The organism is Tunicatimonas pelagia, assembly GCF_030506325.1.
GTDB lineage: Bacteria > Bacteroidota > Bacteroidia > Cytophagales > Cyclobacteriaceae > Tunicatimonas > Tunicatimonas pelagia.
The window spans coordinates 1,895,245-1,913,552 of sequence record NZ_CP120683.1; the positions used below are offsets into that span (position 1 = coordinate 1,895,245).

16 protein-coding genes are annotated in these 18,308 nt (G+C 48.4%); 4 read left to right on the forward strand and 12 right to left on the reverse strand.

What is annotated here, in order from left to right:
* Window positions 1-11 precede the first annotated feature (11 nt).
* From P0M28_RS07900 to P0M28_RS07940, 9 genes are all read right to left on the reverse strand, one after another.
* Window positions 12-3,623 (reverse strand): SusC/RagA family TonB-linked outer membrane protein, encoded by a 3,612-nt coding sequence (locus P0M28_RS07900; RefSeq protein WP_302209206.1) that lies wholly within the window; start codon window positions 3,621-3,623, stop codon window positions 12-14.
* Between the two features lie 17 nt (window positions 3,624-3,640).
* Complete coding sequence (locus tag P0M28_RS07905; protein WP_302209207.1) at window positions 3,641-4,666, reverse strand: FecR family protein; 1,026 nt, start codon at window positions 4,664-4,666, stop codon at window positions 3,641-3,643.
* Between the two features lie 196 nt (window positions 4,667-4,862).
* Window positions 4,863-5,468: an RNA polymerase sigma factor gene (locus P0M28_RS07910; RefSeq protein WP_302209208.1), complete on the reverse strand. Its 606-nt coding sequence runs from the start codon at window positions 5,466-5,468 to the stop codon at window positions 4,863-4,865.
* Window positions 5,469-5,646: 178 nt separating this feature from the next.
* Entirely contained in the window at window positions 5,647-7,524 is a 1,878-nt protein-coding gene (locus P0M28_RS07915) for a type IV secretory system conjugative DNA transfer family protein (protein WP_302209209.1), read from the reverse strand.
* Between the two features lie 5 nt (window positions 7,525-7,529).
* Entirely contained in the window at window positions 7,530-8,525 is a 996-nt protein-coding gene (locus P0M28_RS07920; protein ID WP_302209210.1) for a DUF5712 family protein, read from the reverse strand.
* A gap of 4 nt (window positions 8,526-8,529) precedes the next feature.
* Window positions 8,530-8,940, reverse strand: coding sequence for a BfmA/BtgA family mobilization protein (locus P0M28_RS07925; protein ID WP_302209211.1), 411 nt, complete (start codon window positions 8,938-8,940; stop codon window positions 8,530-8,532).
* Window positions 8,941-9,090: 150 nt separating this feature from the next.
* On the reverse strand, window positions 9,091-9,738 hold the full coding sequence (locus tag P0M28_RS07930; protein ID WP_302209212.1) for a P-loop NTPase family protein: 648 nt from the start codon (window positions 9,736-9,738) through the stop codon (window positions 9,091-9,093).
* Window positions 9,704-10,510 carry a helix-turn-helix domain-containing protein gene (locus tag P0M28_RS07935; RefSeq protein WP_302209213.1) on the reverse strand — a complete coding sequence of 269 codons (807 nt, stop codon included), beginning with the start codon at window positions 10,508-10,510 and terminating at the stop codon, window positions 9,704-9,706. Before P0M28_RS07935 ends, P0M28_RS07930 begins: the two co-directional genes overlap by 35 nt.
* Window positions 10,497-10,796, reverse strand: a complete 300-nt coding sequence (locus P0M28_RS07940) for a helix-turn-helix domain-containing protein (protein ID WP_302209215.1) — start codon at window positions 10,794-10,796, stop codon at window positions 10,497-10,499. Before P0M28_RS07940 ends, P0M28_RS07935 begins: the two co-directional genes overlap by 14 nt.
* Window positions 10,797-10,970: 174 nt before the next feature.
* Between P0M28_RS07940 and P0M28_RS07945 the strand changes: the two genes are divergently transcribed.
* The 3 genes from P0M28_RS07945 (at window position 10,971) to P0M28_RS07955 (ending at window position 15,476) form a co-directional block, all read left to right on the forward strand.
* Window positions 10,971-11,264: a helix-turn-helix domain-containing protein gene (locus P0M28_RS07945; protein ID WP_302209216.1), complete on the forward strand. Its 294-nt coding sequence runs from the start codon at window positions 10,971-10,973 to the stop codon at window positions 11,262-11,264.
* A 234-nt stretch (window positions 11,265-11,498) separates the two neighbouring features.
* Window positions 11,499-13,928, forward strand: a complete 2,430-nt coding sequence (locus P0M28_RS07950; RefSeq protein ID WP_302209218.1) for a bifunctional aminotransferase class I/II-fold pyridoxal phosphate-dependent enzyme/GNAT family N-acetyltransferase — start codon at window positions 11,499-11,501, stop codon at window positions 13,926-13,928.
* Between the two features lie 33 nt (window positions 13,929-13,961).
* A complete protein-coding gene (locus P0M28_RS07955; RefSeq protein ID WP_302209219.1) occupies window positions 13,962-15,476 on the forward strand; it encodes a hypothetical protein in 1,515 nt (504 codons plus the stop codon).
* Here the strand turns inward: P0M28_RS07955 and P0M28_RS07960 are convergent.
* On the reverse strand, window positions 15,473-15,700 hold the full coding sequence (locus P0M28_RS07960; protein WP_302209221.1) for a hypothetical protein: 228 nt from the start codon (window positions 15,698-15,700) through the stop codon (window positions 15,473-15,475). The genes P0M28_RS07955 and P0M28_RS07960 overlap by 4 nt on opposite strands.
* A gap of 93 nt (window positions 15,701-15,793) precedes the next feature.
* Here P0M28_RS07960 and P0M28_RS07965 point away from each other — a divergent pair, with 93 nt between their 5' ends.
* The gene (locus P0M28_RS07965; RefSeq protein ID WP_302209222.1) at window positions 15,794-16,051 is read left to right on the forward strand and encodes a helix-turn-helix domain-containing protein; all 258 of its coding nucleotides are present in this window, start codon (window positions 15,794-15,796) and stop codon (window positions 16,049-16,051) included.
* Window positions 16,052-16,061: 10 nt separating this feature from the next.
* Here P0M28_RS07965 and P0M28_RS07970 read toward each other — a convergent pair whose 3' ends face one another.
* Together P0M28_RS07970 and P0M28_RS07975 are read right to left on the reverse strand one after the other, a co-directional pair.
* Complete coding sequence (locus tag P0M28_RS07970; RefSeq protein WP_302209224.1) at window positions 16,062-17,522, reverse strand: Fic family protein; 1,461 nt, start codon at window positions 17,520-17,522, stop codon at window positions 16,062-16,064.
* Window positions 17,523-17,655: 133 nt separating this feature from the next.
* Window positions 17,656-18,288, reverse strand: coding sequence for a type IV toxin-antitoxin system AbiEi family antitoxin domain-containing protein (locus tag P0M28_RS07975; protein ID WP_302209226.1), 633 nt, complete (start codon window positions 18,286-18,288; stop codon window positions 17,656-17,658).
* Between the last annotated feature and the right edge of the window lie 20 nt (window positions 18,289-18,308).

The window sequence follows — 18,308 nt, forward strand, 5'->3', positions numbered from 1 at the left end:
TATGATGTTGGTTAAAGTTGGATGTTCACTCCCCCTGAGGCGGTAAATACCTGCCAGTAGGGTACGCCCCCGACTACACCTTGCCCCAGGTTACGTTGGGTCGCTTCACCATTGGTGTTCACTACTTCCGGATCTACCATGTCAAACTCTGAGAAGGTCGCTACGTTCTGGAGGTTCACGAACACATTGACGCCTTTGAGGAAATTCTTCTCGAAGAGCCTCTGGGGGAGCGTGTAACTCAGGTTGATGGTTCTTAAACGGGCAAAATCCCCTCTTTTCAGCCACTTAGTGCTACGGGTTGACAAATTTTGAGCCTGCTGGTCGGGGTCTGGTGGATTGTTTTCCAGGTTGTTCCAAGTGAGTACCGCATACTCGGCGTCAGGGTTCTCCGGTGTCCAGGTGTTGTTCACCATGTCTTTTCGCAGATTCCCGCGTCCGTTGCCCACTCGGTTCAGTCCTATATTGTCGTAGAGATAGTGTCCCCCCTGAAAGGTAAACAATATATTGAGTGATAACCCCTTGTAACTGAATGTATTGTTAAATCCTCCGTAGAAAGTTGGCAGGCCAGTCTTTCCGTACTGAATCACGCTATTGGCATTACGATTGTTCGCAGTATTTCGGACCGTATTACCGGTAAATACGTACTGCTGCTCCGCTGCCAGCTCCTGGTCTATTTCCCGAATTAGCACATTGCCACTTTCATCATAACCGGCAAACTCAGGCAGGAAAAACATACCCAGCGATTCACCCTCCTGTACAGTGGTGAACCCGTTGAAAGAGAGCTGTAACGGATCGCCGTCGAAGCCCGGATAAAGCTCCAGCACTTTATTCCGGTTGGTAGTAATATTAAAATTGGTGGCCCATCGAAAACCTTTAATGTCCACATTCACCGAATTAATCTCTAGTTCTATACCCTGGTTTTCCATCGATCCTACGTTATCCAGCGCGGTAGGATTGATGCTATTGGTGGCGTAAATTCCTATAGACGGAGCCACCGGGAAGCTCAGCAGCAAGTCGGAGGTGCGGGTGTAATAGTAACCAAACGATCCGCTGATGCGATCATCGAATAGTCCGAACTCCAGGGCAGCGTCGAAGGTGTTAGATCGCTCCCACTGAATGTTGCGTGAACCTAACCGACGAAGCGTCCTGGCCCCCGAACGGTTGGGATAGTTAGGCCATGGCCAGAAGTCATTGGTATATAAGAAGGGATCTATGTTGGCATTGCCGGTTACGCCCCACCCGGCCCGTACTTTCAGGAAACTAAGTGGGTCGATGTCAAAGAAGCCTTCGTCGGAGATCACCCACCCGCCCGACACGGAAGGGAACCAACTGAAGCGGTCTTCGGGGGTGAACTTAGAGCTACCGTCGCGTCGCAGGGAAGCTTGTAGCAGGTAGCGATCTTTGAAGGTATAGTTTACCCGACCGAACTGAGAGAAGAAGCGCACCTGCGGATGCATAAAGTGGGTGAGCTCCAGAAGCTGTTCCGGGTCGCGAATGAAAGCACCCACTTGATCCGGCTCTTGGATAGATGCAGCGTCTTCCCATTGGTTATTCCATGCCTCAGCATCGCTATGAATAACTTCTATTCCCAGTAACGCATCTAAACGGTGATCGGCACCAAACTCGGTGTTGTAGGCGGCCGTACCTACGAAGTTGAACGTCCATCGGCGGGTATCATACCAATCAAAGCGGGGCACCCCGTCTTCGTAAGGGTAGTCCAGCAGAAAGCGGTCATCCAAGCCGTTATCTTCGTCCCGGAACTCTTCTGGCCGGAGGTTACCACTTATCCAATTCTGATCGTTTTCTACGCTGTAGTTCACGCCCCCCTCACCCCGTAGTACCAGCCCCGCTACCGGGGTAACTTCGGCAAACAGACTGGCCAGCTGGGTGGTAGTATGCACATTGCGCTGGCTGTTGGCCCGGTCAGCCGCGTACGGGATGTTGATGCGCGATAGCGGATCGAAGGCATCCCCGTTGTCAGGCCACCGTTCCGGGAAGATCGGCAGCGAGCGGTCGTAGAGTGCTGAGAAGTTAGGCCAGGCACCCAGGTTTATGTTGCGGTCGTTTCGGCTGATGGCACTGGACTGCCGGGCGCGGGGCTCTTCGTCCTCAAAGCTGTAGGTGTAGCGCACCCCCAGGGTTAGAAAGTCCGTGGCATTGAAGTCCAGGTTCACCCGACCGGTATAGCGCTGAAAGCGAGTATTGATGAAGTTACCTGTCTGATCGCGGTACTGCCCTGAAATAAAGTAGCTGGCCTTTTCAGTGGCATTAGAAGCCGAAAAGCCGTACTGGCTGAATTGTCCATCTTCTTGTACTAAGTCTACCCAGTCGGTGTTGGTGCTGTTGTAGATATCCAGGTTGACAAAGCGATCTACCTGCCGCTGGTCAAATAAGTCTTGTTCTTTGCGGAAAGGTTCCGTCAGGCCACTGTTGTTACGGGCCAAATCGATCATCGAGCGCCACTCATCGGCATTAGCCAACTCCAGCTCGTTGATGGGGGTCGTATAGCCTACGTTGTAGCTCAGATTGAACTGGGCTTGCCCTTTCTTGCCGGTTTTAGTGGTAATCAGCACCACCCCGTTGGCTCCCCGTGAACCGTAGATGGCCGTGGCCGAAGCGTCTTTGAGCACCGAGATGCTCTCGATGTCGTTGGGGTTCAGATAGGTCAACGGGCTGGTGCCCCCGCTCTGCACGGGGATGCCGTCGACGATAAACAATGGTTCGGTGTCGGTGGTGATGGAACCGACTCCCCGAATGAGAATACGGGCCGGAGCGTTAGGCTCACCACTGGGCGACACCATCTGTAGGCCAGTGGACGTTCCTTGCAATGCTTGGGTAAAACTGGGGGTAGGTACTTTCTCAATCTGCTCGGCATCGATGGTTGAGATCGCACTCACCACGTCGCGTTTCTGCTGGGTGCCGTAGCCGACGACCACCACTTCGGATAGCGATTGAATATCTGGGGATAGCGAAATGTTGATCACGGTTTGGTTTCCGATCAGTACTTCTTCAGCTATGTAGCCCACCGAGGAGAAGACCAGCATTTCGGCATCGTCGGGAGCGGTAAGGCGGTAGTTGCCCTCTACATCGGTAACCGTACCGATGGTGGTACCCTTCACCAGTACGTTGACCCCAGGTAGCGTTTCGTCAGAGGCTAAATCCGTAACCTTTCCCGTAATTGTCTTTTCGATAGATAGCATCGGTTGTCCCGAGTTTATTACTACCTGCTTTAGCGGTAGTCGCGTAGGTGCGTAGGCAGAGGAGGCCCTCATAGCAGGCTTCTTTTCCAACTTCTTAAGCTGAGTCCGGCGAAAGATAAAGAATACATTATCCTTTACTTTCTCGTACGATAAGTCAAGCGGGTTCAGTAGCTTTTGTAAACTTTGTTCTAAGTTATCCGCACCCGCAGTCGTACGAACTCGCGTGTTTGCGACTATTTCGTTGGCGTAGTTAAAGCGAACTTGATAGTGATTTTCTAGATCGCGAAGCGCATCACTCAGCGATCTTTCAGCCTGATCAGGCTGGCTTTTCATAGCCAATAGGGCTACTGATTGAGCGTGAATCAGCGAAGTACTGAATAAGCTCAGACTGACCAATAGCATTCGTAGTTTTGCTTTCATCATATGATTATTAGTTAGGGTTATTGACGTGAGTAAATAATTTGACGGTCTGCTCTTTTGAGGTGAAGTGAGAAAGAACGCGCTAACATAGGGAACAGCAGTTCTACGTCTTCGGTAGGTATGCTTACCGTAAATTTCTTTTGGCCAATAGTTTGATCGTTAAAGATAATCTGGTACCCATAGGTATCTTCTAGTCGATCCGCAATTTCCCGCAGTGTTTGATCATGGAAAATAAGCTCACCTTCCTTCCAAGAAGTAAATACTGGTGTATCGGTCGTTTTACGTAACACTGACTGAACCTCCGGGTAGTACTCTACTAATTCACCCGGGTGCATGAACAGAGCTTTGGCGGTATCCGCTTCGGGAATAATTTTTACTTTACCATGCTCTAGCACCACTTGGGTTGCTCGGCGGCGCGTATTGACATTGAAAGCCGTTCCTAATACTTCTATCGCTAAGTCGTCTGTATGTACAATAAACTTAGTAAACGACGAAGTGTCACTTACATTTTTTTGCTTGGTTACCGTAAAATAGGCTTCTCCCTCTAACGACACTTGCCGATGAGTACGTTCATCCCAATCGGTGGGATATCGTAGCGTCGAATTAGCATTGAGGGCTACTTGGGAGCCGTCGGGTAATGCAATCTCCCGCGTTTCTCCGTAGCCGGTAGTGTAAACTTCGTAGTCGAGAGTGCGAAGAATCCAGAATGATAAGGTAGCTGCCAGAAGAAGGGAGACCGCCGCCGCGATCTTCCAAGGGAGGTAACGAGGAACTAATTGACGGACCGGGGCAGACTCCTGAGCAACTTGCTTATTTTCTGCCTGAATACGCTGCCATACTTCAAGCTTACTTCCAGCCCGGGGGGTGTCCTTAGAAAAATGCAGGGCAAGTACTAGTTGCCGGGCTTCTTCAACGATCGACTTTTGGTCGGGATGCCTGACAAGCCAGTGCTCCCACTTTTGATGAGCTTCCGAATCATTGGTAAGTACCCAGCGCTGAAAAGAAGCATCGCTGGCAAAGTCTTCGGGATTAATAGATGATTGCATACAGTAGAAGTAATAGTCGGTTTACTACTATTAGCCTTCTACTCGCTGTTTTACGCCATAAAATTTAATAATTTTTTTATTTTTACATATTACGCAAACTACAGGATCTATATTTGAATTATATTCAAGTGTACAGCACTATAGTTAACAAAATCATAATTACATAAGCCGACTGATCCGATGGGTACACTCGTGATCAAACACTTAATACTGCGATAAGAAGTAGCATCCACGAAATCAGTGGCAGTGGTTCAAGAGTATGACGTTTTCTCAAACGAGCTAAGCCTTTATGTACTAAATCGTAGGCCGACCGCATCTCAATCTGCATCACTTCACTGATCTCCTGATACGATAGCTGATCGTAAAACTTCAGAAAAATCGCTTCTCGTTGATGAGCAGACAAGTCTTTGATCGCTTTTTGAAGCCACGCGTGAAGCTCCGCTTGTTGTTCGGATTGAATACGTTGGGTCTCGGCCGAGAGGCTTACTGTAAAAGGGAGGGCTTCATATTGATTATGTACACTACGGTTAGTTTGCCTAAGCTGCTTAAATAGCGTAGTGCGAAATGACTTGTATAGGTAGTTCTTTACGGAAGGGGGGGTAGTTAACCTGTTTTTATTTTTCCACAAATTGACAAACAATTGCTGAATACAGTCTTCTACTAAGCAGCAATCCGCCGTAAATTTACGACCGTAGTTGTATAGTTGATCATAGTAACATTGATAGATCGCTTCGTAGGCTCCCGAATCACCTTGCTTAAACTGTTTCCATACACTCGTCTCATCCGGTAGCGTTACTCCCATTGCTTCGTAGGTTGTCTGGATTGCATTATACTAATTCATTATGAATTTCGAAAATACAACCTTTTATTTGAAGCATTTACTACTAAATATATATTTCTTATGTAGAATAAGGTTTATGTTAAATAACAAAGTTATTCCAGCCTAGCAGTGTCAACCTAGCAAAGTCGCTACTCTTATGCTAGGAACGATAGATATTGGGATAGTTAGCAATTATCTGACTGACTTCACGCCGTACTCTTTTGAAATTTAGAGACAATATTTGATTTTGATCTTTCTGACCCCTAAAGTTTACAAAGGGGGCCAAATCATAGCACTGAGGAGAAGTTGTTTCTATCGTCTGCGTCCAGAAATAAGGGATGGTAGTTTCTACGGTTTGCCCGACAAACTCTCCTGTTTGTAAGCGTATCACGTCTTCAGGCCGGACAATGAAGCGTTCTTGCAAGCTAGTATTCGTGTTGTAGGAGATATTTCGGTTGCCCCGACTTCCCCGACTATTGCCCTGCGAGTAACCCGTAATGGGTCGCTCTTCTTTGCCAATCATCTCACTGACCGCCTTGGCGGTGGGTACTGAACTCACCTTGCCGTAAAACTGATTAGAAAGATTAGCGATAATGACCTCAGCCTTCTCACGCCCGAACATATCATGCATCTGAGCAAAATCCTGAGCCATGTATACCGAAGCAACGTGGTTGCTACGAGCTGTAGCCGGAATGACTTCAAACTTAGGAATATACAGTGTCGGGGCTTCATCGAGTAGCACAAAGCTCTTTTGCTTCCCCTGTCGGTTCATCTGTTTGAGCGCCACAGTGACCACCAATGAGATCACCGGACTAAAGGTATCGGCCAAGCTAGGGTCAGAACCTAAGCACAGGAGCTTAGGATGAGTCCGACTATTAATATCCATGTCAAAATCATTACCCGTTAGTACCCACACAATTTCTGGGCTGTTAATCTTGGTGACCATGATTTGCAAAGAGGCGATGACTCCGGCCGTCTGCTTGTCGGCTTTGTTACGGATAGCCGTAGCGATGCTACGAACCATATCCGCACTCTGAGGATTTGCTTCCAGCATACTAATCACATGGGTATAATCCTGGTACAGGGCGGTATTAATCACATGCGGCAATGTGCATCGCTGGGGATGCTCAGAGCGAAAGAACCAAATCAGAGCGGCCAGCCAAGCGGTGGCTGAGGTGGAGAAAAATTCCTTATGCCGGATGGTATTGGTGTCCAGGTTATTGACAATCGCACGAGCGTATTCTTCAGCGTGCGCCAGGGTTGCAATATTTTCCGGGACTAAAGGATTAAAGCGATGCGAAAGGTGCGAGTCCTGAAAATTAACAATGTAGTACGCTCGTTTCGTTGATTGTCCATACCGGTACAAGGCAGTATTGACCTGATTAGCTAGCGTCGGAAACTTGAAATCGTAGAATACCCCGCAGTATCCCTTGCGAACGAACTGATGCAAATAAGCATTGCCGATGCTCGCCGACTTGCCCGAACCGCTGGATCCTACGATCAATGTACCACGAAAGGGGTTAGGCACATTAATCCAGCCCCTGGTGGTGCGAATATGCAAACTATCTTCGTTCTCAGCTTTCCTTCGTTCGCACTGTTCCTTTCTGGCTACCTTCGACAAAAAGAATATCCTGAGCCAAACTGGGATGACAATCAGATTACTTCCCAGAAGTACCGGGTAAGTGTACATCATTACGATCGCCCTGTAGTGTTGCACGGTCAAAAAACCTAATACAATGGCTGATAGCAGTGCCGACCACACCACTTTAGCTAGTCCGGTAGTTGGCTGCCGGTTATGGTTGACTTGCTGATTATTTTGAATCCATATTCCGACCATCAGGGCGTACAGCAGAATAAATAAACACCGCAAGCTTACTCCGAATCGGACGAATAGCTTTTCAACTATCTCAACAACAGATTCTGCATGGCTTACGAACGGAATGGTGCCAAAACTTAGCCAGTAGTATTCTACCCCTAGTGCTACGATCAATAGTAACAATCCGAACCCGAGCCATTCTGAGAAAGAGTTGGTGGGCATGGTGCTTATCGCTCTAGGCCGGAAGGTCGTCTTATCTTTCCGGGTTTTCGTTTCTCATACTCTTCGCTTCCCCCTTCTATATCTTCCCCAATGCCGTAGCTAAACGATTGAAGCTGTTTATGGAATGACGACAGGCTTTTTTCTCGCTTACCCGCTACCGAATCTCGCTCTTTAGGATCTAGTTGCTGATAGGGATCGCTGATGATCTTACCCTGCTGATACTGCTCAGTCAGGTGATGTAGGTTGTAAAAGAATCCCTTACCGTAGCCTTGCTTCTCACCAATAGCCAGTACCTGCTCAGAATCCAGTTTATGGCTACCCAAAAAGCACCCGTTTAGGTAAGCCACCTTTTCTTCAATCCGGATACGGTGCCGCTTAACGTGCTCTGAAGAGATAGTGCCTCGAGTAAACTTCTCGGAAATGGTAGCTTGCTGGTAATCGAATAGTTGCTGAAAGGTCGCTCCGTTCTTCGCTTGCCAGTCTCGAATGAGGAAATGGTTTTTTCTTCCCCGAGGGTTAAGTCGCACTTGCTGGTGCTGATCGTTGGCACTGACCACCACGTGAATGTGCGTATGCCAACCAGTCTTGACAGTACCTTTCTTTCGCTCCTGATGGATGGTCGCAAACCAGACGAAATCATCCGAAGTACGCGCTCGCCCATCCCGGAGATGAAAGTTTGCGGCGTAGTTTTCCATCACCGCTTGGGTGTACGCCCGAAGCTTGGACGGATTACGGCCAATATGTCGAAGCTCTTTGTCGGAAGGGGAAAGTACCAGCGAGTAAAACTTCTCCTGAGTTTTTCGCAAGCCTTTCGTATTATTATCTATCGCAGCCTGTACTTCTTCGGCTGGAACACCTTCTTTGTTTTGATTGAAAAAGGTGCTCTCTCGTCCTTGTTCTTTGGCTTCGTGCCCCAGGTAAGCGATGGTCTTAGCCACCGAGCCTTTATTATCAAAGACGTTCTTTCCATCCCGGTCTGGGTTAATGATTTTGCTGTGCATAGGGTCACTGTTTAGTTTGATAGGATTGGAGAGCGGCAGCTACTTTTTCGGCAAAGTAGCGGTCGTTCTGTTGTTGTAGCTGGGCAAACTCTTCGTCGCCAACTTCGGAGAGCAGTAAGGCGTTGTTAACTGCGATTTCGTTGAGCACCCTTCCCTTTACGACTTCTTCCAGCACGTTTTGCAGCAGGTGCTTTTCCTGAAATACCAAATAGCTGAAGATTCGGTCGACCGCCTTCTGGACAATCATGGCTACATCCTGCACTTGGTTGGGCGTATACTGCCGAGGGTCAATCCGGTTAGCGGAAAAAAATGTAACGGCCGCTTCTACGTAGTCTTTGTGCGATAGTTGCAACCGCTCGGCTTCGTCGCGGATGGTCGTATGCACGGACAATGATATGTTGATTTTTTTTATCATGTTCCTTATAAAAAGTACCCGAACGGGTATTGACAATTAGTTACTTACGATTCTTTGACTCCTTATTCTTTGCTTCCACTTTCGTAATCGCCTAAAAAACAGCGACTTGGGAGGTACTTGTCGTTTCCCTTCTTGCTACTAACTTCTGTTTTACAATCGTCGGTCGGGAGCTCCTTGGGAAAAAGCCACCAGATTAAACATCTCCCGCATCCGCGAGCGCAAACGGTCACCGTAGAGCCGCTCCAGTTCTTCAGCATTGAGGTTGGTCGTCAGATGCGTTTGCATCCCGCGCTGGACAAACTGATCGTAACGATCCAGGAGTACTTCGGCCATCACGTTGCAGTCATTGCCGTAGAGTTTGATATTTTGCTCCACGCCTAGATCATCAAAGCAGTAAGTAATCGGCTGATCGTAGCATAGCGTGGCAGCGTAACCCGTGTGTTTGCGTCCGAAACTCTGGGAGCCGTAGCGATCCAGTACCGGGTAGCCTTCTTTCAAAAACTGACGGGCAATCTCGCGGGCAGTAATCATCCGAAACCGCCGGGCGGCAAACAGTTGCATCAGGGTCGTTTTGCCGCTACCTACCGGCTCCAGTAGCAAAATACCTTTTTGCCGACTAATCTTCATGGCTTGACATTGCGACGGGTGCTGGTGAAAGTAGGCCAGCAAGGCCTGCATCACCGGACGGTTATAGTCGTCCACGGTAAAGTTGGGCAACACGGTCTTGGCCAGTGCTACCCACTGCTCCCAACGAGCCGCAAAATCAAAGGGGGATGCTGTAGTCTTTTTCTCCGCCACTGTGTAGTCGGTTTAGAGGTTCAGATTTAGCGGAAGTCTGCGCGTTTAACTGCCAGTTGTCCATCGCTGCTTGCCAGTTCTGCATCGGATTGCGCCCGACCTTCCAGCCGTTGGACTCGTAGTAGTTGAAGAAGCGCAAGGCCAGCACTCGAGTGGTGAGTACGTCCTCCGCCAACGATTTTTGCTGCCGTAGGTAGTTTTCTAATTCGGCGACCGAAGGCTTGGAAAACGGGGGTGTCTTGCCCCGCTTCGGACGTTGCGATCCGGGCGGTTTTGACTCCGGTTCGGTTGTCATTTTTCCTCCGTTTTCCCGCTTTTTTTCCTCATCATTTTCCAAAAAAATTTTTTCATTGATTGGTCCTACTCGATCAATAGTATCGATCGAATAATTCTCTATAAGGAGTGAAGGCGTTTTGCGATGCGATTTTTCGTAAACCCCCTTTTGATTTTCCGTAAGGGGACTTACGTTTTTCGATAAGGGGGTATACGATTTTTCGCCCCCTTTTTCGGGGTAAATTCGCCGTTGGTTTCCCTGGCTTATTTCATAAGTAATCCGTAGGTAGTTCCGGTTCACAAGCTGACTGAGCCAGCCCGAAATGGTCTTCTTGTTGACTCCATACAGATCGGCAAAGTACTGATTGGTTGCCCAGCAGTAACCGGTCCGGTCGCTGAGCGCCAGCACTTCTCCGTAGAGTAGTTTGGCCGCGGGTTTGAGCTGCTGATCGTATCGGACTGTGGCGGGAACCAACACATCGTAGCTAGGTAGCTTCATGGTGTTCGTCGTTTGCAAGATGATCCGATTTATTTTCGCTCAGTATTCGCTCAATATCTTGGTAGGCGTAGTAGATGGCACCGCCCAGCTTCGAGAAGGGTAGGGTACCGTTCAGGCGCAGCGTCTGCAACGTGCTGGCTGATACTTGCAGCAGTTGCTGTACCTCACTGGACTTGAGCCAGGGCTTAGGCGGAGGATGTGTTTCGGCCAGTAGAGCCCTGAATTCTTCCAGCAGCTCTCGTTTTAGTTGCGCCAAGTCATCTGGGGTAATGATGGTCGTTGCCATGGGTCATGGGTTGGTGAGAAGCAAAGAGAAGTAATTGTTGATTCCCAAAACAGTGGTACCACCTTTGTCCCACTTGATTGCAGTAGACCGCAACGGTTTCTTTGGGGAAATTTCGGCAGGGTTTCTCAGCAGCAAAACCCCGTCAGAAGTCATTACCGATTAAAATAATTCACGATGGAAATTATCGTCTTTGAATCCGATGCCTACCGCCGAATGCAACAAGAGATGCTAGGGCTGATCCGGCAAGCCGTTCGGGAAGCTAAGCAGGAAGCCTTACAGCAAGCAAGCCCTGAAAACGACTGGCTAACGGGGGAAGAAGCCAAGCAACTACTGGGTATCAAGAGTAAGACCAAGCTTCAGGCCCTACGGGATACGGATGCGATTATATTCAGTCAGCACGGTCGTATCATTAAGTACTCCAAAAAGAGTATTCTCGCTTTTCTGAATCGCCATATTCCTAACAGCTAAAAAACGAGCTGACGGTAAAGAGATTTGCCCTGTAATTTACTGCCGAAGGCACCGTTCGGTTGCACTGAGCAGAAAAATTTTATCGGTTTCCATCGAATTTCTGGGGTAGAAACAACTAAAAACCCATCCTGATAGCCTTATTACTATTGTAGGCGAAGGCATTGAAGAACCGGGGCACTACTTTTTACCTGGACTATTGAACTGTATGTTTTTTAAACCTATAACAATATTTTCATGGCTAAAATCCACCATAATAATTACCTGGATACCATTGCTGAAATCTTCGATCACGCTAAAGATCGCGGGCTTATGTTTCTTACTCAGCAAGACGAGAGATTCCGAGGACACCACCTGAATATTAGTCAACGCCCCCTGCTCAACTTCGGCACCTGCGGCTACCTGGGACTGGAACTAGATCAGCGACTGATTGAGGGGACTAAAGACTTCGCTGACCGCTACGGTACGCAATTTTCGGTATCGCGGGCGTACCTCAATGCCGACATCAATTTGGAACTGGAGGCTCTGCTGTCTGAGATGTACCAAGGCTGCCCGGTCATTGTGCAGAGCAGTACCTCTACCTGCCATATTTCGGCTATTCCGTCGCTGGTGCGCGAGCGGGATGCCATTATTCTTGACCAAAGTGTCCACATGAGTGTACAGACTGGCTGCCAGTTGGCCGGGCACCGGGGCGTACCCATTGAAATGATCCGGCATAGCCATCTGGAAATGCTGGAGCGCAAAATCAATGAGTTAGGGCAGGGCTACGAAAAAATCTGGTACATGATTGACGGGGTGTATTCTATGTATGGGGACGTTGCCCCAATGCATGATCTGGTAGAACTACTAACAAAATATCCGCAGCTTCATCTCTACGTGGATGACGCGCATGGCATGGGCTGGTACGGCCCGAACGGTACGGGTTACGTATTCGGTGAAGTGGGAGCGCACGAAAAGATCATCCTAGTCACCACACTCGCCAAAGGTTTTGGGGCGACGGGCGGAGTGATTGTTTTCCCCGATGAAGCTACCTACCGTAAGGTTCGTACCTTCGGTGGCCCCCTTACGTACTCGCACCCGTTAGCTCCGCCCGTGATTGGAGCCGCGACGGCTTCGGCACATATTCATTTGTCGGAGGAAATTGGTGCGCTCCAGCAGGAGCTACGGGATAACGTTGATTACTGTAATGAGCGGCTGGCCGCTACTGACTTACCGGTGCTCTCCGATCCAAAAACGCCGATCTACTTTATCGGAGCGGGTCAACTGCGGGTAGGGCACAACCTGGTCAACCGGATGATTGGGGAAGGTATCTACGTGAACTTAGCATTGTTTCCCGCCGTGCCAGTCAAGTGTACCGGATTACGCTTCACTATCACCCGTCATCAGCGACTCGAGGATATTCGTGCCTTGGTAGCAGCTTTGGCGCATCACTATCCTCTGGCACTGGAAGAAGAACAGGTAAGCCAGGCCAGCATTGCTAAGGCATTTCGTTTGCCGGTTATATCCGCTAAGAAAGCTGAAACAGGAGCAGACAGCAAATACAAGATACAGTATGAAACCACAATTCAAGCGATTGTTCCGTCCCTTTGGAATGAACGATTTTCGGATCAGGGCTCATTTGACTGGAACGGGTTGCGTTCGCTAGAGCAAGCGTTTCAGGGGCACGAAAGAGCGGAGCATAATTGGGGCTTTCACTACTTTATTGTTCGGGATACCTCGGAAAGGGTCGTGCTGATGACGTTTTTTACCTCTACCGTATACAAAGACGATATGCTGGCCCCGGCATCAGTTTCCCGCAGAATAGAAGAAAAGCGAGCCGATGATCCGTACTATCTTACTTCACGGACACTGGCCATGGGCTCAATGCTTACCGAAGGGAATCATCTGTACCTGGACCGGCAGCATCCGGCTTGGCGAGATGCGCTCAAAGCGTTGTTGGAAAAGCTCAGTGAACTACAGGATCAATTGCAAGCCAATACGCTGCTACTGCGGGATTTTGACACGGCTGATACCGAAATAAAAAGCTGCTTATTGAACGAAGGATTCGTCAGCGTGGATATGCCTAACACCAATGTAGTAAGCGATCTAACCTGGGGTAATTCGGAGGAATTTCTTGCCCGGCTTTCTAAAAACAACCGCCGCCACGCCCGAAAGGAGATATTCCGTTTAGAGGAATGTTTTGAGGTGGAAATAAAGGAGCAGGTGACGGATAAAGAGGCTCACTATTTCTATCAGTTGTATCTGGAGGTTAAGCGAAGAAACTACGGCTTTAATTTCTTTGACTATCCCCAGACCGTTGTGCAGTCGCTCTCTGGTCAGCCCGGCTGGGAGTTTCTGGTGCTGCGGCTCAAGCCCGCGTATGATCCCCGTCTGGAACGCTCGCCGGTCTCGGTCTGCTGGTGTTACCGAACTGAGCGTAGCTACTGTCCGATGATACTGGGGATGGACTATAATTTCAACGAAGACTTTAAAGTGTACAAGCAGACGCTCTATCGGGTAGTACAACGCGCCCAGCATCTTGGGATAGACCAAGTGTACCTAGGGTTATCCGCCGATACCGATAAACGAAAGGTGGGAGCCATACAGGTTCCAAAGGTCGCCTACTTACAAACCCGCGATAACTACCACTGGGAGGTCATTGAGTCTATGACCGCCTCTCAAGAATAGAGTTTACTTTTTTACGATAAGCCGCTCAATCCTATGCCATACGAATTGGAAACGTTTCATCAGATTGTCAGTGGGGAGCTACACCCAGCCCGTCAGCCTAAAGAGGCTACCTCAGCCCAATTGACCAGTCTCCGCCAGCACCAAGATCGCCTTACGATACAATACCTCATCCGTTTTACGAAGCCGAAAAATGGTCATTCTTCACTAATTAGCTACCGTCCGTTCGGAGCGTTGATTTCCGAAGCCCATCTTTTTCTTCACTCGCTGTCCGCCGAAGATAACCCTGACCAGCTAAGCAGGCTTCAGAAACTATTTATCCAGGCATCGGGCGTAAGTGAAAGCACCGTGAGTCAGTCAGCGTTGTTTGCGTCGCCTACGCACTACCACCTTTCTATACTCTTATCGAGAGACTTTGCCAGCTTAAGCCCAGAGGAAATCCGGTATTGGTACTACGACCATTTGCTGGCGCAAGAAATTGAGCAGTTCAAACGCTGCTTTCACGAGCGGGTGTTCAGCCTTGAATCCGAAGAGAAGATTCGCTTGTACGTTCAGAATCACCAAAGCCAACTGGAGACCTTTACAGACATAGTATTGGAACAGCTATCCAGGGAGGAACAGAAAAGGGTTCATCAAATCTCGGGCGAGTATACCCTTACGGATGTTTACAAGCTGATCTATCAGCACCTGGAAATTGCGCTAGCTCATATTGAACGCCACTTTATGAAGTACCTGGATTTGACGAATCGAGCCCCCTACCGAAGCAAGATACTCTTTTCCGAAGCCCTCCGCACAAAGGTAGATTTTATTGATGATCGAATTGGAGGAAGTTCCATCAATCCCGCCTTACGGGAAATTCTTACCAAGCCGCTGTCGAAGTTATCTGACATACAAGACGAAGAAGAGTTTACCTACCACGAATTGTTCTACTTTCAAAAGTTCTTGCGGGAGTTTTACCGGGCATTATCACTGGAAAACGAAGAGATTACCGATGGAATCATCACCGAAACGCTCTACCAAACTAATTACAATGCTACTGACTTCGTGAAATACTTATCTGATCAGATTCGTGAAGAAGCAGATCAGCACGAAAGTATGATGGACAAACTGGAAGTACTTTATCGCCACTTGAAAGAATACAATCAGCACCACTGTAAAGTGAACGTCCCCTGCTACGGTCACCGTTCCATTCAAGAACAAATGATAGGCTGGCTGGACGAGGAGATTGGCTACCTAACCAAAGTCATGGAAGCGAAAATCAAGCAAAATGCGGCACGTACTTTCGCCAAGATTGAAACCCCACTGTCGGTGAGTGCAGTGATCTACTTTTTGCGATTACAGAAGAAAGTAGGCATGATCTCCAACCGGCACCATGCGGACGTGATGCGCTGTATGGCCGAGAATGTCTCTACCCAACGCAAGAAAGATATTACCTTACACAGCATCGAAAGGAAATATTACAATGTAGAAGACAGCACTAAACAGAAGTTGCGAGACTACTTACAGCAGATCATCGATCTGATTGATAAATCATTCAAGACCGGTGATTAGCCCTGCCGAAGGAGATGGGCACACTGATGTTCTTGCAGCAATTGGTACAAGCTCAACAGGCAACGATAGCCAAAGCCTTCCTGATCCAGCAACTCGCCGGTTGTATGCCGTAGTAGAGCTTCCAGATCTTCGTAGCCGCTTTGCTGCATAAAAACAATCAGCTCCGGAATGACCGAAAGCTGCTCGGGTGACTGTTGGAGAATGTGAGCTTGTGTCTCAATCATTACCGTAAAGGTACAAACATTATCCTAAATACACTTATTAGTGGGACTTTTTTAGCGGTTACTTTAGCATAGTCTACTCTTTTCCTTTGTGTTATGGCACAAAAGAAAGGCTCAACCGTTGCTAAAGAGCAGAAAGTTAAGTTAACTCAGCTAGGAAAGCGTATTAAACAGTTACGCATCAAGAATGGATATACTAACGCCGAGTATTTTGCCTACGATCACGAAATTGCTCGCACTCAATACGCCCGCTACGAGCAAGGTGAAGATTTACGAGTGAGTACCCTTATCAAAATTGTCAAAGCCTTTGATATGAGCTTAGCCGAATTTTTCAGCGAAGGGTTTGAGGATTGATGTCCTTATTCTACGCTAGAATTTTCAACTTGCCTTCGGTATGCTCCAAAAAGGCATTACTTCTCTCTAGCTGAGTTTGCATGTGATTCACCGTCTCCCCTACAATAGTCGCACTAAATGCGTGGGCTCGACTCAGCATTCGCACGTAGGCCGATGGGTCTCGCCGTCGGGTTAGTCGCCGCAGCGCTCCCATATAATCATCCCGGTAGACGGTAGGGATGATAATTTTCGCTTGTCGAGCTTTCACCAATTCGGCGTTCATCATCACCCGGGCAATGCGACCGTTACCGTCCAGAAACGGATGCACTTCGCTTACCACAAACATTATATAGGCAGCTTTGGCAAACGGATGCGAAAGGGCTTGATAAAAATCATAGCTCTTCATCAGTGTGCCCCGCACCAGTTCGTACTCCACAAATGCCGTTTGCCCCGCAAAGTTATTTTTGTCCTTGAATTCACCCGGTTTGATATCCGGCCGGGCTGCTAACAATATCGCGTGACGAGCCATTAGCAAGTTTATCAATTCCTCCGGTGAGCCAGGAGTACGCTGCATCTCCTCTTGATCGGCAACGATGCGGTAGGTTCCCAGAATATCGTGGGAGTCTTGGTTTCGGGCTGGGATCGGCCGCTGGGTCTCAATGATTTGACGGGCTTCGGCTACTTCAAAGACCGTTCCTTCAATATAGTTAGAAAAGTAACTCTCAAAGAAAGCAAAGCTTTGGAAGGCTGAAAGGCTAAGGTTGGCTTCTTCCCGGTAGCGAAACTCCTGCTGATGCAACTCCCGGAACAGGGTTTCAAAGAGCGCTACCCGGGAAGGGTCATAAGGTACCCCAAAGGCTCGAGCTGCCGCTACCGGTGAGGTGAGTATTTTCGATGGGCGGGTGGATAATAGCGCACTAATCACCCGGTCGAGCTTGGCAAACTCCTTCGGCATAGCCAGTTGCTCGGCAATCTGCCGGGCCCGGTCGCGCACTTCGTTTAGGGCAGCCTCTCCGTTTACCCGAATGATCTGCTCCAATCGCTCTTCAATCTCAGCAAATGATAGGGTTTTACTGTCGGAACCGGACTGGCGTGACGGTTGAAAATTTTCCAAAAATGCCCGCTCCCGCTGGGAAGCGTATAGCTCACCGGCTACGGGATTATCACCCTCCATGGTTCCTTCCCCGGCTAATAAACGAACCGTTACCCCGGGTAGCTCAGCCCGGCGGGTATACTTGTACGTGACAAATAGTTGTCCACTGGCGGTAGGCTGAAACTCCAGGGCCGACCGATGGCTGAGTAGTGCCCCCGGATACAAATGACCCAGAATGGTGAAGAGGTTTCTTCGGACAATGGCTTCCGGCGACTCTTCTAAGTTGGATGTGTAGAGCCGGGGGGCAATTTTCCGGATAGTTCCGGACTTCTCTAGTTTGGTGAGTTGCTTAGAGACCGAAGCTTGAGACGAGCTGAATAGAATTTCCGGTAGGCGCATCTGGAAAATATTTTCTACTAAATTCGCTATTTTGCGATAAACAGGAAAATATTTTCTGTTAAAAAGTTATTATTGGCAAATTTTTTCGTTTAAAATCAATGGTTCAGTATCAGAAGGGGATGCCGCCGCAATGTCAGGAAGGTTCAGCATGGTATAATAAGTCTAAAAAGGTTTCTACTCGCTCCGCTAATTTTTTCTGACCAAACAATAAAAGATAACGGTGCAGCTTTTCGGGATCAATGAGTTCGGCAAGTGCCGCTTGGTTAATCCGTAAGGCAGTGAAGTCATCCGGTTCGCGTAGCTCAGAGCGAAGATACAGGAAATCCAGTATCATCTTTTCGGGTTCGGCCATCCGGATGCGAAACTCCTGCCAGGAAAGCAGCCGGTAACCAAACAGCAGCGAAGGTTTCAGATGACGATAATCAAACGTATCCACCGGAGTTTCGTAATGTTGGGTTTTTAAACTACTGACGGAAGTAATCCGATAAACCGCTTCCGGAATCAGTCCATAATACGACAAAGCTGATTCTAAAGAAACGTAAGAGGGCTGATAAATCCGATTCGCCACGTACCATCGGTAGGATTCGTCAAGGGTGTTTTGGGGATCAGAAAATCGGTACCAACGATTGACAATTTTCTGCAAATAGCCTTTTTGTTGCCATTCTACCAACCGACGAAAATCAAAATCAGGAAAGGCTTTTTTGATGTCCTGCGTAGAAAACAGCGGCCAGTGCTGAAACTGTTGCTGAAAAGTTATGTATTTCATTCTTTTCTATTTGTTGTTAA

What these genes read in the sequence shown, in the direction of transcription:
- P0M28_RS07940 (WP_302209215.1), bottom strand. Translation starts at nt 10,796, where the DNA reads ATGGCAACGACCATCATTACCCCAGATGACTTGGCGCAACTAAAACGA.
- P0M28_RS07915 (WP_302209209.1), bottom strand. Translation starts at nt 7,524, where the DNA reads ATGCCCACCAACTCTTTCTCAGAATGGCTCGGGTTCGGATTGTTACTA.
- P0M28_RS07970 (WP_302209224.1), bottom strand. Translation starts at nt 17,522, where the DNA reads ATGCGCCTACCGGAAATTCTATTCAGCTCGTCTCAAGCTTCGGTCTCT.
- P0M28_RS07920 (WP_302209210.1), bottom strand. Translation starts at nt 8,525, where the DNA reads ATGCACAGCAAAATCATTAACCCAGACCGGGATGGAAAGAACGTCTTT.
- P0M28_RS07925 (WP_302209211.1), bottom strand. Translation starts at nt 8,940, where the DNA reads ATGATAAAAAAAATCAACATATCATTGTCCGTGCATACGACCATCCGC.
- P0M28_RS07955 (WP_302209219.1), top strand. Translation starts at nt 13,962, where the DNA reads ATGCCATACGAATTGGAAACGTTTCATCAGATTGTCAGTGGGGAGCTA.
- P0M28_RS07960 (WP_302209221.1), bottom strand. Translation starts at nt 15,700, where the DNA reads ATGATTGAGACACAAGCTCACATTCTCCAACAGTCACCCGAGCAGCTT.
- P0M28_RS07975 (WP_302209226.1), bottom strand. Translation starts at nt 18,288, where the DNA reads ATGAAATACATAACTTTTCAGCAACAGTTTCAGCACTGGCCGCTGTTT.
- P0M28_RS07950 (WP_302209218.1), top strand. Translation starts at nt 11,499, where the DNA reads ATGGCTAAAATCCACCATAATAATTACCTGGATACCATTGCTGAAATC.
- P0M28_RS07965 (WP_302209222.1), top strand. Translation starts at nt 15,794, where the DNA reads ATGGCACAAAAGAAAGGCTCAACCGTTGCTAAAGAGCAGAAAGTTAAG.
- P0M28_RS07905 (WP_302209207.1), bottom strand. Translation starts at nt 4,666, where the DNA reads ATGCAATCATCTATTAATCCCGAAGACTTTGCCAGCGATGCTTCTTTT.
- P0M28_RS07935 (WP_302209213.1), bottom strand. Translation starts at nt 10,510, where the DNA reads ATGAAGCTACCTAGCTACGATGTGTTGGTTCCCGCCACAGTCCGATAC.
- P0M28_RS07910 (WP_302209208.1), bottom strand. Translation starts at nt 5,468, where the DNA reads ATGGGAGTAACGCTACCGGATGAGACGAGTGTATGGAAACAGTTTAAG.
- P0M28_RS07945 (WP_302209216.1), top strand. Translation starts at nt 10,971, where the DNA reads ATGGAAATTATCGTCTTTGAATCCGATGCCTACCGCCGAATGCAACAA.
- P0M28_RS07900 (WP_302209206.1), bottom strand. Translation starts at nt 3,623, where the DNA reads ATGATGAAAGCAAAACTACGAATGCTATTGGTCAGTCTGAGCTTATTC.